Origin of the sequence: Marinobacter nauticus, assembly GCF_003634635.1 — a bacterium.
GTDB lineage: Bacteria > Pseudomonadota > Gammaproteobacteria > Pseudomonadales > Oleiphilaceae > Marinobacter > Marinobacter nauticus.
Genome location: NZ_RBJB01000006.1, coordinates 64,489 through 78,411, shown reverse-complemented (window position 1 = coordinate 78,411; position 13,923 = coordinate 64,489). Strand labels below are relative to the sequence as shown.

Here is a 13,923-nt window from a genome sequence, read left to right as displayed (position 1 = left end):
TGTTTCTCCAGTTTTCATCGACAGCAAAAGCCATAAACCTGCGCATTCCCGCACGAGAACCGCAACCTCAGGTTTTGATCCAAGAGTAGTGGTTATAGTGCTGAAAATCATAGCACAGTCAGTTCAAACTGAATGAGTATGAATGGTGAATTCTGAAAAAGATTGTAACGAATTGCAGAATATGGACTGTGTCACGATTCGGGATGATGATCTTCAGCCAGTCTCCTGAGGGTCAACATCAACAATCCATTTGGTGCTCGCTGGCAGCTTGCATTGGTCCAGGTACTGGCAAATGTGAGTAAGCAGATGGTTGAGTTGGCGCCGGTGGTTACTGCACAGGATCAGCTGCGCCCGGTGTCGGTCGGCTTTGCGTGCAATTACCGCCGGTAGCGGCCCCCAGGTTTCTATGCCGTTCGCGGCCGTCATTGGTTTAATGCTGTCTAACAGTTGCAGGCTTGCCTGCATGGTGTCGGCTTCCGCGCGGAGTATGGCCATGGCACGGAATGGTGGCAGGGCGCCGGTTTGGCGTTCAGTCAGAAGTTGGTCTGCCAGAGCGGCATAATTACCCTGGCAGAGCGATTTCAACAGCGGGTGGTCGCTGTGGCAGGTCTGGATAAGCACTTTGCCGGGTTTTTCGCCCCGGCCAGCGCGGCCGCTCACTTGCAAAAGTGTCTGCACCATCTGTTCCGGCGCCCGAAAATCGATACTGAACAGGCCACCATCGGCGTTGACGACGGCAACCAGGGTCACGTTGGGAAAGTCATGGCCCTTGGCGAGCATCTGGGTGCCCACCAGTATGCAGGGCGCACCGCTGTTAACCTGAGCCAGTATGTTCTGGATGCTCCCTTTGCGCTGGGTGCTGTCCCTGTCTACCCGTACAATGGGGGTGTCCGGAAACTGTTCGGCCAGGGTTTCTTCTGTGCGCTCTGTGCCCTGGCCTACGGGTTTGAAATTTTCACTCCGGCATTTGGGGCAGCTGTGGCTCGCGGCCATCTGGAAGTCGCAGTGATGGCAGCGCATGGCTCTGTCCCGGCGATGGTATGTCAGTCGGGTATCGCAGCGCGGGCATTCCTCCATGTGGCCACAATCGAAGCACATCATGATGGGGGCGAATCCCCGCCGGTTCACAAATACCAGTGCCTGCTCACCTCGTGCCAGTGTTTCCTTTATAGCGTTCAGGGTGGGGCGCGAGAGGCCGGCTTCCAGAGGGCGGCTGCGGATGTCGAGCAGCTCCACTTCCGGAGGTGAGGCATTGCCAGCCCGTTGTTCCAGGCGGATAAGGTGGTATTTGCCTTGCTTGGCGTTGTGCCAGGATTCCAGCGAAGGCGTTGCTGAGCCCAGGATGACGGGGCATTGATTCAGGTGAGCCCGATAGACAGCAACGTCCCGCCCCGAATAGCGAAACCCTTCGCCCTGCTTGTAGGAGTTGTCATGTTCTTCGTCCACAACAATGGCGCGAAGGTTCGTGAACGGCAGCAAGACGGCGGAGCGGGTGCCGATCAGAATAACCGGTTCCCCATGTCGGATTCTCAGCCAGGTAGCGAGGCGTTCGCTGTCGTTCAGGGCCGAGTGCCAAACCACAATCCGGTTGCCGAAGTAACGCCGGAAGCGCTCGAGGGTCTGGGGCGTGAGGTTGATTTCGGGAACCAGTACCAGAGCCTGTTGGTCGTCCCGCAGTTTTTGTGTCAGGTAATGAAGATAGAGCTCGGTCTTGCCGCTCCCGGTGATGCCATAAAGAAGTGTGGTACTGAAGCGATCTGTAACCTGTGGTAATTCTTTGGCCGCTGCCAGTTGCGCGGGTGAGAGTCTGGGGCCGTCTACTGTGGCGATGCTTTCGCTGGAAGTCGGATGCTGTGGATCGCTCAGTTCGATAAGGCCTTTATCGTGAAGGCTTTTGATCTGAGGGCGGTTGAAGCCGGCTTTAACCAGTTCGCCGGTCGATATGCCGGGGGCGCGCTGGATGGCTTCCAGCAAGGCTTTCTGTCGATGGGCGTTGGCCGGCAGTGGGGCGATGTTTTGGGTGCCTTGCCAGTGTTCATCCTGTTTCTGCTGTGACGGCCGGCCTCGGCGTAATGCGGGAGGCAGAGCGGTGAACAGGCACTCACCCAAGGGGTGCTGATAGTAGTCGCTGGCCCAGCTAAGGAGTTGGAAGGTGGCTGTGGGTAAGGCAAGCCACGGCTCCAGCACTTCCAGGATCGGCTTGAGGGTAATGCCGTCTGGTGGTGTCACGCCGGTTTCCACCACAAGGCCGGTCAGGGTTTGCCTGCCAAAGGGTACTTTCACGCGTTGCCCGGGTGAGACTGTCATGGTCTCCGGGATTCGGTAATCGAAGAGTCGCCGGAGCGGGCGATTCAGGGCGATGCGAGCGGTTGAGGGCCGTGTCACGGTAACTGCGTATCCTGAAAGCGGGCAAAAGTAGGCTGGTTGCATGGTATCCGGACTGTTCCGGATGGCCAAGATACTTGCCTGTGGTCGGGTTTGTCAGTAAGATTCGCGGTCTGTTTCTGGCCGGGCTTGATTGTGCACGGTCTTTTCAATTGATTCAAACATGCGGTGCCTGGCACCTGGGCAGCAAAGATGCCCCGTGATCAGGTAGCGGCATGACCTAACGAGGTTCGCCATGAAAGAAGGTATTCACCCGAAGTACGAAGACATCACCGCTACCTGTTCCTGCGGTAATGTGATCAAGACCCGTTCTACCATCGGTCACGATCTGCAGCTGGACGTATGTTCCCAGTGCCACCCGTTCTACACCGGCAAGCAGAAGGTTATGGACACCGGTGGTCGTATCGATCGCTTCCAGAAGCGTTTCGGCAGCCGTATCGGTGGCAAGAAAGACTGATCCGCGCCGGGATGTTGAAAAAAGCGCCTTTGGGCGCTTTTTTTGTGCGCCAATGAAAAATAAAGTTTGCTATATACGCAAAATGCACTATTGACTGTTCATAAAATATTCGATTTCGGCTTGTCGTTTTGGGTCGGGCGCGCCATAATGGCGCGCTCCGTTGGGCGAGCTCCAGCGGGATTTACCTTTAAACGTGACAAACGGAACAGTGGCAATGTCTCAAGATCTGAAAGAAGCAGCCCTTGAATATCACGCCAAACCGCGGCCGGGTAAGCTGAGTGTTGAAATCACGAAGCCGACCCAGACTTCCCGCGACCTCTCCCTGGCGTACAGCCCCGGGGTTGCCGAACCGGTCCGCGAGATCGCGAAGGACCCCGAGAACGCTTACAAATACACAGCCAAGGGTAACCTGGTTGCCGTGATTTCTGACGGTACCGCTATCCTGGGTCTGGGTAATCTCGGCCCTCTGGCGAGCAAGCCGGTTATGGAAGGCAAGGGCGTACTGTTCAAGCGCTTTGCCGGAATTGACGTCTTCGACATCGAGGTTAATTCCGAAAGCCCGCAAGCGTTTATTGAAACTGTTGAGCGCATCGCCGATACCTTCGGTGGTATCAACCTCGAGGACATCAAAGCACCGGAGTGCTTCGAGATTGAGCGTGCGCTGATTGAAAAGTGTAACGTGCCCATCTTCCACGATGACCAGCACGGTACCGCTATCGTAACTGCGGCCGGCATGATCAATGCTCTTGAGCTGCAGGGCAAGAAAATTGAAGAGGCAAAGGTGGTATGTCTGGGCGCCGGTGCGGCCGCCATTGCCTGCATGAAGTTGCTGATCAGCTGCGGTATGCGCTCTGAGAACATCTTCATGCTCGACCGTAAGGGTGTGATCCACTCTGGTCGTGATGATCTGAACCAGTACAAGGCGATGTTCGCTAACGATACCGACAGGCGTACTCTGGACGATGCCATCGACGGTGCCGACGTGTTCCTGGGTCTGTCCGGCCCGGACCTTCTGTCTGCCGAGCAATTGGCGAAAATGGCGCCGAACCCGGTGGTGTTTGCCTGTTCCAACCCGGATCCGGAAATCAGCCCGGAAGTGGCTCTGGCTACCCGTGATGATCTGATCATGGCGACAGGTCGCTCTGACTATCCGAACCAGGTGAACAACGTGCTTGGCTTCCCGTTCATTTTCCGTGGTGCACTGGATGTACGTGCAACCGCTATCAACGAGGAAATGAAGGTTGCCGCGGTTAACGCAATCCGTGAGCTGGCCAAAGAGCCGGTGCCGCAGGAAATCTGTGAAGCCTACGGTGTTGATTCGTTCGAATTCGGTAAGGAATACATCATTCCAAAGCCGATGGATGTTCGTCTGCTGGAAGTGGTGCCGGCCGCCGTGGCCCGTGCTGCGGTAGATTCCGGTGTTGCGCGCAATCCGTACCCTGCGCATTACCCGCTGAAGTCTATGGACGACATCATCTGATCGGGATGCAGTCTGGCTTCAAAAAAAACCTGCGGAGATCCCGCCGGTTTTTTTGTGCGTCCTGCTTGGGGTGGTGCTGCGACAGATCAGAAGATCTGCCGTGACAGGTCGTCCCCGTTACCGTTGTCGCCGCTCCCTCCGATACTCTCGGCTGGCAGAGGCGAGGGTGCGTCTTCTTCCTTGAATATTTCGAACACAGCTTCTTCGCCGGGCCGGGCTCTTTCTCCGGTTTCCGGGTTGATGCGGATATTCACGATGCCGTTGGGCCTGGGCATGGTGGCTGCTGGCTGGTCTGCCAGCGCTACTTTCATATAGTCGACCCATATCGGCAGTGCGGTACTGGCGCCATACTCGCCCCGACCCAGAGGGGAGGGTTGGTCAAATCCGACCCAGACGGTAGTTGCGATATCATGGTTGAAGCCCGCGAACCAGGTGTCTTTCTGCTCGTTGGTGGTGCCCGTCTTGCCGGCAATGTCGCTGCGATTCAGGGCCAGGGCGCGACGTCCCGTTCCCCGGCGAACCACGTCCTGCATCATGGAGTGCATGATGTAGATTGATCGTTCGTCGGCCAGGCGTTGCATAATCCGTGGTTTGGTTGTGTTCTCCTCGGCTGCGGAGGCTGGCAGTGTCAAGCCTTCAATTTCGGGTGGTTGCTCCGAAGTGCTTTGTTCGGCATCGGCGACCTGCGTCTGGGAGGCGTCGCAGTTCTCGTCGCATAATATGGTCTTCGGGGCTTCATAGACCACGGTGCCGTCCCATTCCTCGATTCGTTCAATCAGGTAAGGCTGTACGTCGTAACCGCCATTGGCTATCACCGCAAAGCCTCGTGCCAGCTCCATGGGTGTCAGCAGACCGCTGCCCAGGGAGAGCGAGAGGTTGGAGGGCATGTTTTCAGTCGGGAGTCTGAGTTGCTTCAGGTAGCTGAGGGTGGTGTTGATGCCCAGGTCTCTCAGCAGTCGGATGGAAACCAGATTGCGGGAGCGGTAAAGGCCCTCGCGCAAGGTGGTTGGTCCGTAGAACTGGCCCGATGAGTTCTGTGGTCGCCATGCGGTTTCAAGTTCGGAGTCTTCGAATACGATCGGGGCGTCGTTGTAGATGGTCGCCGGTGTTCGACCGTTTTCCAGCGCGGAAAGGTACAGGAACGGCTTGAACGTTGAGCCTGGTTGGCGGCTGGCCTGGGTGGCGCGATTGTACTTGCTCTGGTTGAAGCTGTAGCCGCCCGCCAAAGCTTCAATGGCGCCGGTTTTGGCTTCCAGGGAGATAAGTGCGCCCTCGATTCGGGGTGCTTGCGCCAGGGAAACTCGCAGTTCGGTGACGGCCTGCGCGGATGCGCTCTCGCTGCCAGATTCTGCCTCAGAGTCTTTAATCTGTGGCAGTTGGTCAACTTTTACATAGATGACGTCCCCGGGGTTGACCACATCCGAAGGTTTTTCTGGTTCGGGGCCGGTGATGCTCTCGGTTCGGAATCGGCGTGCCCAGGTCATGGTTTCAAAGGGCATGACGCCGGGGCCCAGGCGCCGGGCGTGTACTTTTACTTCGTTCTTTTCGTCGTCTATTGATGTCACAACGGCTGGCACCAGCGTTTCAACCCGCGGGTAGTTCTGCATCTTGTCCGACAGTTCGGCCGGGGTCAGGCCTTCAATGTCGAACTGTCCGATGGGGCCCCGGAAGCCGTGCCGGCGGTCATAGGCTTCGAGCCCTGCCCTCAGGGCTTCGGTAGCGGTTTGTTGCTTGTCGCTGTCGACGGTCAGGGTCACGCTATAGCCATCGGTGTAAGCATTCTCTCCGTAGCGGCGAACTATTTCGGCCCGGGCCATCTCGGCCACATAGTCGGCATCCACTTCGGCGTCGCGAGTGTTATAGCTGGCGGTCAGCGGTGCTTTGCTGGCCAGAGACCAGGCGTCTTCGGTGATGTAGCCCAGGTCTTTCATCCTGCCGAGAATCCAGTTGCGGCGAATCAGGGCCCGCTCGGGATTTGCCAGGGGGTTGTAGGCAGAGGGCGCTTTGGGGAGGCCAGCCAACATTGCCATCTGGGCCAGTGACAGTTCTGTCACCGGTTTGTCGTAGTAAACCTGAGCGGCAGCGGCGATTCCATAGGCCCGGTTGCCGAGGTAGATCTTGTTCAGATAGAGCTCAAGAATCCTGTTTTTATCCAGTTCACGTTCAATCTGAAGAGCCAGCAGTATCTCGTTGAACTTTCGTATGAAGGTCCGGTCGCGTGACAAAAAGTAATTTTTTGCAACCTGCATGGTGATGGTACTGCCGCCAGACTGGATTTCTCCGGTGGTGATCAGTTCCACTGCAGCCCGCGTCAGGCCTTTAATGTCGACTCCGAGGTGCTCGTAAAACCGCGCGTCTTCCGCCGCCAGAAAGGCTTGTAACTGAATTGTAGGGATCTGTTCTATTGTGATCGGTGCCCTTCTCTTTTCACCGAATTCTGCTATTAATCTGTTGTCTTTGCTATACACCCGTAAAGGCGTCTGCAGCCGGACATCCAGCAATTGCTCAACCGGTGGCAGATTGGGCCGAAGATAAAGATACAGGCTTGAGGAAATAATAATGGCGACACTCAGGCCGGTAAGAAAGAACCAGGCAAAAACGCGAGATGTACGCAACAAATGAGACATTTTTTTCTGACAACTGTTGGATATAGGTCTATTATTTGAGAAATTGCTTTAGGAAGGTTCGGTCGCCTAGCCGTCTGCAATGTCTCCCGAAATTCGAGAGATTGCATTGTAGACGGAATAAATAAGAAATTCTCTTACATAAAAAACACATAGAACGCCTCTGAAATGATCGCCTTTACAGGGAGTGGTTCAGGGGTTCCAACGCCGGGTGCATTTAACCAGGTATAGGGTGAGCGCGTGTTCGGATTACCAGGAAAAAAATCCAGTGCCGTCCTTGGAGTGGATGTAAGCTCCAGTTCGGTCAAGCTGCTAGAGCTGTCAAAACATGGCGATCGATACAAGGTCGAGAGCTATGCGGTAGAGCCGTTGCCGGCCAATGCAGTTGTTGAAAAAAACATCACAGACGTCGAAGCGGTTGGGGAAGTGCTCAAGCGTGTCGCGTCCAAGTCACGTACCAGTGTGAAACAGGTGGCTGTTGCTGTTTCCGGCTCGGCGGTGATCACCAAGGTTATCCAGATGGACGGTGGTCTCAACGAGTTTGAAATGGAAGACCAGATTGCGCTGGAAGCCGATCAGTACATTCCTTACCCCCTCGATGAAGTGGCGATCGATTTCGAAGTCCAGGGTCCGTCCGAATCCAACCCGGATCAGGTGGATGTGCTGCTGGCGGCCTGCCGTAAGGAAAACGTCGACATCCGCGAAGATGCCCTGGAAATTGCAGGGCTGACAACCAAGATTGTCGACGTGGAAGCTTATGCTCTGGAGCGGGCTTACAGCCTGATTGAGCCTCAGCTCGACTCCCAGGGTGAAGAATTGGTGGTTGCCATCGTTGATATTGGCGCGACCATGACAACTCTGAGTGTGCTGGCAGAGGGTAAGACGGTCTATACCCGCGAACAGATTTTTGGCGGAAAACAGCTGACGGAAGAAATTCAGCGTCGTTACGGGTTGTCGCTCGAAGAAGCTGGTCTGGCCAAGAAGCAGGGTGGTTTGCCAGACGACTACAACGAGGAAGTCCTGACCCCGTTCCGGGAAGCGGTTGTTCAGCAAGTGGCGCGGGCGCTGCAGTTTTTCTTCGGCGCGAGTCAGTACAACGCGGTGGATTACGTGGTGCTTGCCGGAGGAACAGCGTCGATTCAGGGGCTCACGGAAATGGTGGAAGAGAAAACTGGAACGCCAACCCTGGTGGCCAATCCGTTTGCCAATATGGCGGTGGGCTCCCGGGTTAACGCCTCTGCGCTAAGCAATGATGCCCCCTCGTTGATGATTGCCTGCGGTCTGGCAATGAGGAGTTTCGACTGATGGCAAAGATTAACCTCAGACCCTGGCGGGAAGAGCTTCGCGCCGAGAAGCAGAAACAGTTTGTTGTGATGATACTGGGCGCCGTGATTATCGCGGGTGGCCTGGCTTTCCTCTGGAAATCGGATATGGACAGCCGGATTGCCTATCAGCAATCCCGTAATGCCTATATTGAGACTGCAACCAAAGAGCTGGACAAGCAGATCAAGGAGATTGAAAACCTCAAGCGTCAGCGCGATGAATTGTTGGCACGCATGCAGGTGATTCAGGATCTTCAGGGTAAGCGACCGGTGATTGTGCGGGTGTTCGATGAATTGGTGAGGACTCTCCCGGATGGGCTTTACTACACCGATCTCAAGAAAGCCGGTGAGCGACTCGATATCGTGGGTATGGCCGAGTCAAACAGCCGGATTTCGAACCTGATGCGTCAGTTCGAGGATTCTGAATGGTTTGCCAATCCCAATCTGACCAATGTGGCTGCAGCAGACAGCGCCCGGTCCGGATACAGCCAGTTCAATCTCTCCGTCCGGCAACGGACGCCTGAGCCCGAAGGGGAGGATAACTGATGAGCCTCGCGGACTCTCTGAAAAGTCTTAATGAATTCGATATCAATGATCTGGATATCAACAATGCCGGCATCTGGCCGGCTCCGGTCAAGGCCATTGTGGTGCTAATTGTCTTCGGCCTGATACTGGGTGGCGGTTACTGGTTCTTTGTCAAAGATCAGTATGCTCAGCTCGATCAGGTGGAACGAAAAGAGCAGGAGCTCAAGCAGCGCTACGAGCAGAAGGCCTATCAGGTGGCGAACCTGGATGTGTTCAAGGCCCAGATGGAAGAAATGGAAGAAACCTTTGGAGCCCTGGTGCGTCAGTTGCCCAGTGAAACCGAGGTGCCCGGCCTGTTGGAAGATATTACCAATACGGCGTTAGGGAGCGGTTTGGCGTTGCAGGAAGTCAAGCTTCAGCCGGAGCAGCAGCGAGACTTCTATTCGGAGCTTCCCATTAATATTCGGGTGTCAGGTTCGTATCATGAGCTGGCTTCCTTCGTAAGCAGCGTGGCGAGCCTGCCGCGTATCGTGACGCTGCACGATTTAACCATCAAACCAATTGGCGGAGACGGAGACCAGCTTGATATGCAGGTGGTTGCACGTACTTACCGCTACCGGGCTGGAGAATGAGCATGACAGGAAAGCATGCGGGAAAGGCCTGGCTGGGTGTGTGTCTGGCGTCTTTGCTGACGGCTTGTTCCCAGGGAAACGGTTTTTCGGATCTCGACAAGTTCATGGCAGATACCCGGGCCAAGCCTCGTGGACACGTGGAGCCTTTGCCGGAGTTTAAAGCCTATGAGGCTTTCAGTTACTCGGCGGCAGACCGTCGCGCACCTTTTGAGCCGCCGGTGGATGTCCAACTTACGATGGTTGATGAGCAACCGGTCAGTGACGTAGAGCCGGACCTGGATCGGCCGCGCGAGGTGCTTGAGAACTTTGATCTGAAGTCGTTGACCATGGTGGGCACGCTTCAAGGGGTTGAGGGCAATCTGTTCGCGTTGGTGCGCGATGATATGGGTGGTATTCACCGTGTTCGCACCGGCAATTATATGGGGCAGAACTATGGCCGTATTGTGGGTCTCAGTGAAACCCGCATTGAGCTAATTGAAATCGTTCCGAATGGCCGGGGTGGATGGGTAGAACGCCCGCGCTCCCTGTCTTTGGATGAAGGCTGAGGAGCGGTAACGGTATGAATTCAAGAAACATGCACGAACAAACAGGTTTAGGGTCGAGGCTAGCGATGTTCAAAAAACTCAATGTCTGCGTAGGCGTGATTGCCATCGGGTTATGGAGCGGCCTGGCCAGCGCGGTCACGCTGCAGGACTTGTCGTTTTCGTCGCTGCCAGGGGAGCGGCTGGAAGTCACCATGCAGTTTGATGGCACGCCGCCGGAACCTTCGGGCTACACCATAGAGCGGCCTGCCCGGATTGCGGTGGATCTTAAAGACACCACCAGCGCCTTGAATCAGCGCAGTATCCCGCTGGGTACCGGTAATGCTCAGAGCGTTACCGTGGTCGAAACCAAGGATCGCACCCGGCTGATCTTTAACCTGGTTGAATTGGTGCCTCACGATACCGTGCGTACCAGCAACTCTCTGGTAATGACCATTGGTGGTGAGTCTGACGCCGTCGTCTCCACCTCTTCTCAGCCGGCACAGCGTACGACAACGGCTTCTCCTGCATCGTCGAATGCGTTGGCCGGTGTTGATTTCCGTCGTGGTAAAGAGGGCGAAGGTCGGGTGATCGTCGATCTGGGTAGCAGCACGGCGACCGTCAATCTGAACGAGCTGGGCGGCCGTATCCGTCTGACCATGCCTGACCTTCAGGTTCCTGCCGATCTGAGACGTCGGCTGGATGTCACCGATTTTGCGACACCGGTTACTCGCATCGATACTTTTGTGGAAGATGGCAGTGCGGTAGTCGAGATCAGACCACAGGGTGAATATGACTATATTGCCTATCAGTCAGGTCGTGAGTTTACCGTAAGCATTGAAGAGCTCTCGCGTGAAGAGGCCGAGGCACGCCGTGAGGAGAAATTCCCATACACCGGCGACAAGCTTTCCCTGAATTTCCAAGACATTGAAGTGCGTTCGGTGCTTCAGCTGATTGCTGATTTTACCGGGCTTAACCTGGTCGCCAGTGACACAGTGGGTGGAAGCATCACTCTGCGACTGCAGAACGTGCCATGGGATCAGGCGCTGGATCTGATCTTGAAGACCAAAGGCCTGGATAAGCGTCAGATCGGCAACGTTCTGTTGGTCGCGCCTGCCGAAGAAATTGCGGCCAGGGAAAAGCTTGAGCTCGAGACCAACAAGCAAATTGCGGAGTTGGCTCCGGTTCGGTTGGATATTATTCAGGTGAATTACGCCAAGGCGGCTGACATTGTTGAGCTGATCCAGGCGGACGAAGAGCTCATTTCTTCCAGAGGCTTTGTTTCATCTGATGCCCGTACCAACACAATCAGTGTCCGGGAAACTGCTGAGAAGCTCGATGAAATCCGTCGACTGGTATCGACATGGGACGTTCCTGTCCGTCAGGTTTCTATTGAAGCGAGAATCGTCAGGGCTCAAACCAACGTGGCTGAAGATCTTGGCGTTCGTTGGGGTGGCGCGGCGTATAACGTTGACGGTGATGATGTTGTCACGGTTGGCGGGTCTCTCGGTACTCTGCAAGAGGCTCGGGATGCGGCAAGCGGTGGAAGCAACACTATTTCCTTCCCGGGAGCATTGGGTGTAGATCTCGGTGTGAGTGGCGAGGGAGCCTCATCTTTTGCGATTGGTTGGGGTAGCGATGATTTCCTCGTCGATCTCGAGTTGTCAGCGCTTGAAAGTGATGGTCGTGCGGAAGTGGTGTCCCAGCCCAGGGTGGTGACTGCAGATCGCCAGAGCGCGTCGATCAAATCTGGTGAAGAGATCCTTTATCAGGAAGCGTCTTCCAGTGGTGCGACTTCTGTATCGTTCAAGGAAGCGGTGCTTTCTCTTGAGGTGACCCCGCAGATTACGCCCGATGACAAAATCATTATGGATCTCGTGGTCAACCAGGATTCCCGGGGCGAAGTAACCGCAGGTATCCCTTCGATCAATACTAATGAAGTGACAACACAAGTATTGGTTGCTAACGGCGAGACGGTTGTACTGGGTGGTATCTTCCAGTCTGAAGTTGCCACTCAGACCACAAAAACTCCGTTCCTGGGTGACATCCCCTATCTCGGGCGCCTGTTCAAGCGCACCGAGCATGTTGATGAGCGCAGCGAGCTGTTGATCTTTATTACGCCGAAGATCATCAAGAACGATATCTTGCAGTAAGATTGGTGTAAGTAAAAAAAACCGCCGGGTAACTCCGGCGGTTTTTTTGTTCCGGGCCTGTTGCCCGATACCGAGCCGCTTATGGATTGCCGGTCCTTGTGCTATTCTCACCCGCCTGAAACCTGTTGAGCGGAAATTATGTCTTTGCCCAAACGTGTTGTTCTGGTTGGGCCCATGGGGGCTGGAAAAAGCACCATTGGCCGGTTGCTGGCCAAGGAGCTCGGCTATCGATTCCTGGACTCGGACCGGATTATCGAAGAGCGATGTGGTGCCAATATTCCCTGGATCTTCGATGTTGAAGGTGAGGACGGTTTTCGTCAGCGTGAAACCTCAATGCTTGACGAGTTGTCCAATGAGGTGGGCACGGTGCTGGCGACAGGGGGTGGTGCCGTCATGCGTGCTGAAAATCACGGATTGCTGAAAAAGAACGCTGTGGTGGTTTACCTCAAAACGTCTATAGACCAACAGGTTGAGCGCACACGTAAGGACAGGAACCGACCGTTGTTGCAGAACGACGATCCGGAAGGCGTGTTGCGCAGGCTGTTTGCGATTCGGGACCCGCTCTATACCGAGTTGGCGGATATCGTTATGTTTACCGATCGTAAAAGCCCCCGTCTTGTGGTTCGGCAACTGGTGAACCGAATCAATCCTAAAACGCCCCGCCACAGAAGACAGCGGCGGAAAGAGGGCAGGCATAATGCACAAGGTACTTCGAGAGCTGAAGGTTGAGCTCGGGGAGCGCAGCTATCCGATCATTATCGGGCAGGGGTTGCTGGGCTCGTTTGACCTGACACCCTGGGTGGCGGGCCAGCAGGTCATGATCGTAACTAACGATACCGTTGGCCCCCTGTATCTTGACAAGGTTAAAGGCTGTTTTCCCGGCAAGGTCATTGACGTAGTGACCTTGCCCGATGGAGAACAGTTCAAGGATTGGCAGACGCTCAACCTCATTTTCGACGCGCTTCTGGAAAAACGACATACCCGCAAAACGACACTCGTTGCCCTGGGCGGCGGTGTTGTGGGCGATATGGCGGGTTTCGCGGCGGCCTGTTACCAGCGCGGCGTTCCCTTCATTCAGGTTCCAACCACGCTGCTCTCTCAAGTGGACTCTTCTGTTGGGGGGAAAACCGGGATAAATCACCCGCTTGGCAAGAACATGATCGGTGCTTTCCATCAGCCCCAGGCAGTGCTGATCGATACCGACAGCTTGCAAACACTGCCGGCGAGGGAGGTGTCTGCTGGTCTCGCAGAGGTGATCAAATATGGTCTGATTCGGGATGAGTCTTTCCTGGCCTGGCTTGAGGATTCGATGGAAAGCCTGTTACGCCTTGATGCTGAGGCATTAGGTGGGGCCATCTATCGTTCCTGTGTCTGTAAGGCGGAAGTTGTTGCGCTTGACGAGCGAGAGGGCGGGTTGCGTGCAATTCTCAATCTTGGTCATACCTTTGGTCATGCCATTGAAACCTTTGCTGGCTACGGCAACTGGTTGCACGGTGAAGCCGTGGGCACGGGTATGATGATGGCAGCCGATCTCTCAGTGAGAGAGGGGCTGATCTCGGCGGATGATCGGGCCCGGGCGGTTGCTCTGATTCGGCGCGCTCGTTTGCCTGAGTGGGCGCCGAGCGGCATGACATCAGAGGACTTCATGAATCTGATGTCCGTGGACAAGAAGAATGTGGATGGTCGGCTACGGTTGGTTCTCCTGAAAGCAATAGGTGACGCCTTTATCGCCGAGAATGCCTCCGCTGACAACATCCGTGATACCTTGAGGGCATTCCTGCCGCAGGCAGGCTGATGGGCTCTGAGTTTCGAAACAGGGACAGC

Annotated in this window: 11 protein-coding genes; 9 read left to right on the top strand and 2 right to left on the bottom strand. The window is 55.4% G+C overall.

Going from position 1 to position 13,923, the window contains the following annotated elements; genetic code table 11:
- Window positions 1–213 precede the first annotated feature (213 nt).
- Window positions 214–2,430, bottom strand: coding sequence for a primosomal protein N' (locus C7436_RS16790; RefSeq protein ID WP_228198175.1), 2,217 nt, complete (start codon window positions 2,428–2,430; stop codon window positions 214–216).
- Window positions 2,431–2,620: 190 nt separating this feature from the next.
- Between C7436_RS16790 and rpmE the strand changes: the two genes are divergently transcribed.
- Both rpmE and C7436_RS16780 read left to right on the top strand, forming a co-directional pair.
- Window positions 2,621–2,842, top strand: coding sequence for a 50S ribosomal protein L31 (gene rpmE / locus C7436_RS16785; RefSeq protein WP_014420566.1), 222 nt, complete (start codon window positions 2,621–2,623; stop codon window positions 2,840–2,842).
- Window positions 2,843–3,056: 214 nt separating this feature from the next.
- Entirely contained in the window at window positions 3,057–4,322 is a 1,266-nt protein-coding gene (locus C7436_RS16780) for a malic enzyme-like NAD(P)-binding protein (RefSeq protein ID WP_011784343.1), read from the top strand.
- 86 nt (window positions 4,323–4,408) lie between these two features.
- On the opposite strand, the gene C7436_RS16775 is transcribed toward C7436_RS16780, so the two are convergent.
- Window positions 4,409–6,949: a penicillin-binding protein 1A gene (locus tag C7436_RS16775; RefSeq protein ID WP_121208526.1), complete on the bottom strand. Its 2,541-nt coding sequence runs from the start codon at window positions 6,947–6,949 to the stop codon at window positions 4,409–4,411.
- A gap of 237 nt (window positions 6,950–7,186) precedes the next feature.
- On the opposite strand from C7436_RS16775, the gene C7436_RS16770 reads away from it, so the two are divergent.
- The 7 genes from C7436_RS16770 (at window position 7,187) to aroB (ending at window position 13,894) form a co-directional block, all read left to right on the top strand.
- Window positions 7,187–8,251 carry a pilus assembly protein PilM gene (locus C7436_RS16770; protein ID WP_011784345.1) on the top strand — a complete coding sequence of 355 codons (1,065 nt, stop codon included), beginning with the start codon at window positions 7,187–7,189 and terminating at the stop codon, window positions 8,249–8,251.
- Window positions 8,251–8,814 carry a PilN domain-containing protein gene (locus tag C7436_RS16765; RefSeq protein ID WP_023007638.1) on the top strand — a complete coding sequence of 188 codons (564 nt, stop codon included), beginning with the start codon at window positions 8,251–8,253 and terminating at the stop codon, window positions 8,812–8,814. Before C7436_RS16770 ends, C7436_RS16765 begins: the two co-directional genes overlap by 1 nt.
- A complete protein-coding gene (locus C7436_RS16760) occupies window positions 8,814–9,425 on the top strand; it encodes a type IV pilus inner membrane component PilO (protein ID WP_014420570.1) in 612 nt (203 codons plus the stop codon). The genes C7436_RS16765 and C7436_RS16760 overlap by 1 nt, the downstream gene beginning before the upstream one ends.
- Window positions 9,426–9,427: 2 nt before the next feature.
- Window positions 9,428–9,970 (top strand): pilus assembly protein PilP, encoded by a 543-nt coding sequence (locus tag C7436_RS16755; protein ID WP_121208610.1) that lies wholly within the window; start codon window positions 9,428–9,430, stop codon window positions 9,968–9,970.
- Window positions 9,971–10,035: 65 nt separating this feature from the next.
- Complete coding sequence (gene pilQ / locus C7436_RS16750; protein WP_410110936.1) at window positions 10,036–12,099, top strand: type IV pilus secretin PilQ family protein; 2,064 nt, start codon at window positions 10,036–10,038, stop codon at window positions 12,097–12,099.
- Window positions 12,100–12,237: 138 nt separating this feature from the next.
- Window positions 12,238–12,828: a shikimate kinase AroK gene (gene aroK, locus C7436_RS16745; protein WP_023007641.1), complete on the top strand. Its 591-nt coding sequence runs from the start codon at window positions 12,238–12,240 to the stop codon at window positions 12,826–12,828.
- Entirely contained in the window at window positions 12,797–13,894 is a 1,098-nt protein-coding gene (gene aroB / locus C7436_RS16740) for a 3-dehydroquinate synthase (RefSeq protein ID WP_023007642.1), read from the top strand. The genes aroK and aroB overlap by 32 nt, the downstream gene beginning before the upstream one ends.
- Window positions 13,895–13,923: the final 29 nt, after the last annotated feature.

Coding starts and splice junctions, on each gene's coding strand:
- C7436_RS16760 (WP_014420570.1), top strand. CDS start 8,814: ATGAGCCTCGCGGACTCTCTGAAAAGTCTTAATGAATTCGATATCAAT.
- C7436_RS16790 (WP_228198175.1), bottom strand. CDS start 2,430: ATGCAACCAGCCTACTTTTGCCCGCTTTCAGGATACGCAGTTACCGTG.
- pilQ (WP_410110936.1), top strand. CDS start 10,036: ATGTTCAAAAAACTCAATGTCTGCGTAGGCGTGATTGCCATCGGGTTA.
- C7436_RS16755 (WP_121208610.1), top strand. CDS start 9,428: ATGACAGGAAAGCATGCGGGAAAGGCCTGGCTGGGTGTGTGTCTGGCG.
- C7436_RS16765 (WP_023007638.1), top strand. CDS start 8,251: ATGGCAAAGATTAACCTCAGACCCTGGCGGGAAGAGCTTCGCGCCGAG.
- C7436_RS16780 (WP_011784343.1), top strand. CDS start 3,057: ATGTCTCAAGATCTGAAAGAAGCAGCCCTTGAATATCACGCCAAACCG.
- C7436_RS16775 (WP_121208526.1), bottom strand. CDS start 6,949: ATGTCTCATTTGTTGCGTACATCTCGCGTTTTTGCCTGGTTCTTTCTT.
- aroK (WP_023007641.1), top strand. CDS start 12,238: ATGTCTTTGCCCAAACGTGTTGTTCTGGTTGGGCCCATGGGGGCTGGA.
- aroB (WP_023007642.1), top strand. CDS start 12,797: ATGCACAAGGTACTTCGAGAGCTGAAGGTTGAGCTCGGGGAGCGCAGC.
- rpmE (WP_014420566.1), top strand. CDS start 2,621: ATGAAAGAAGGTATTCACCCGAAGTACGAAGACATCACCGCTACCTGT.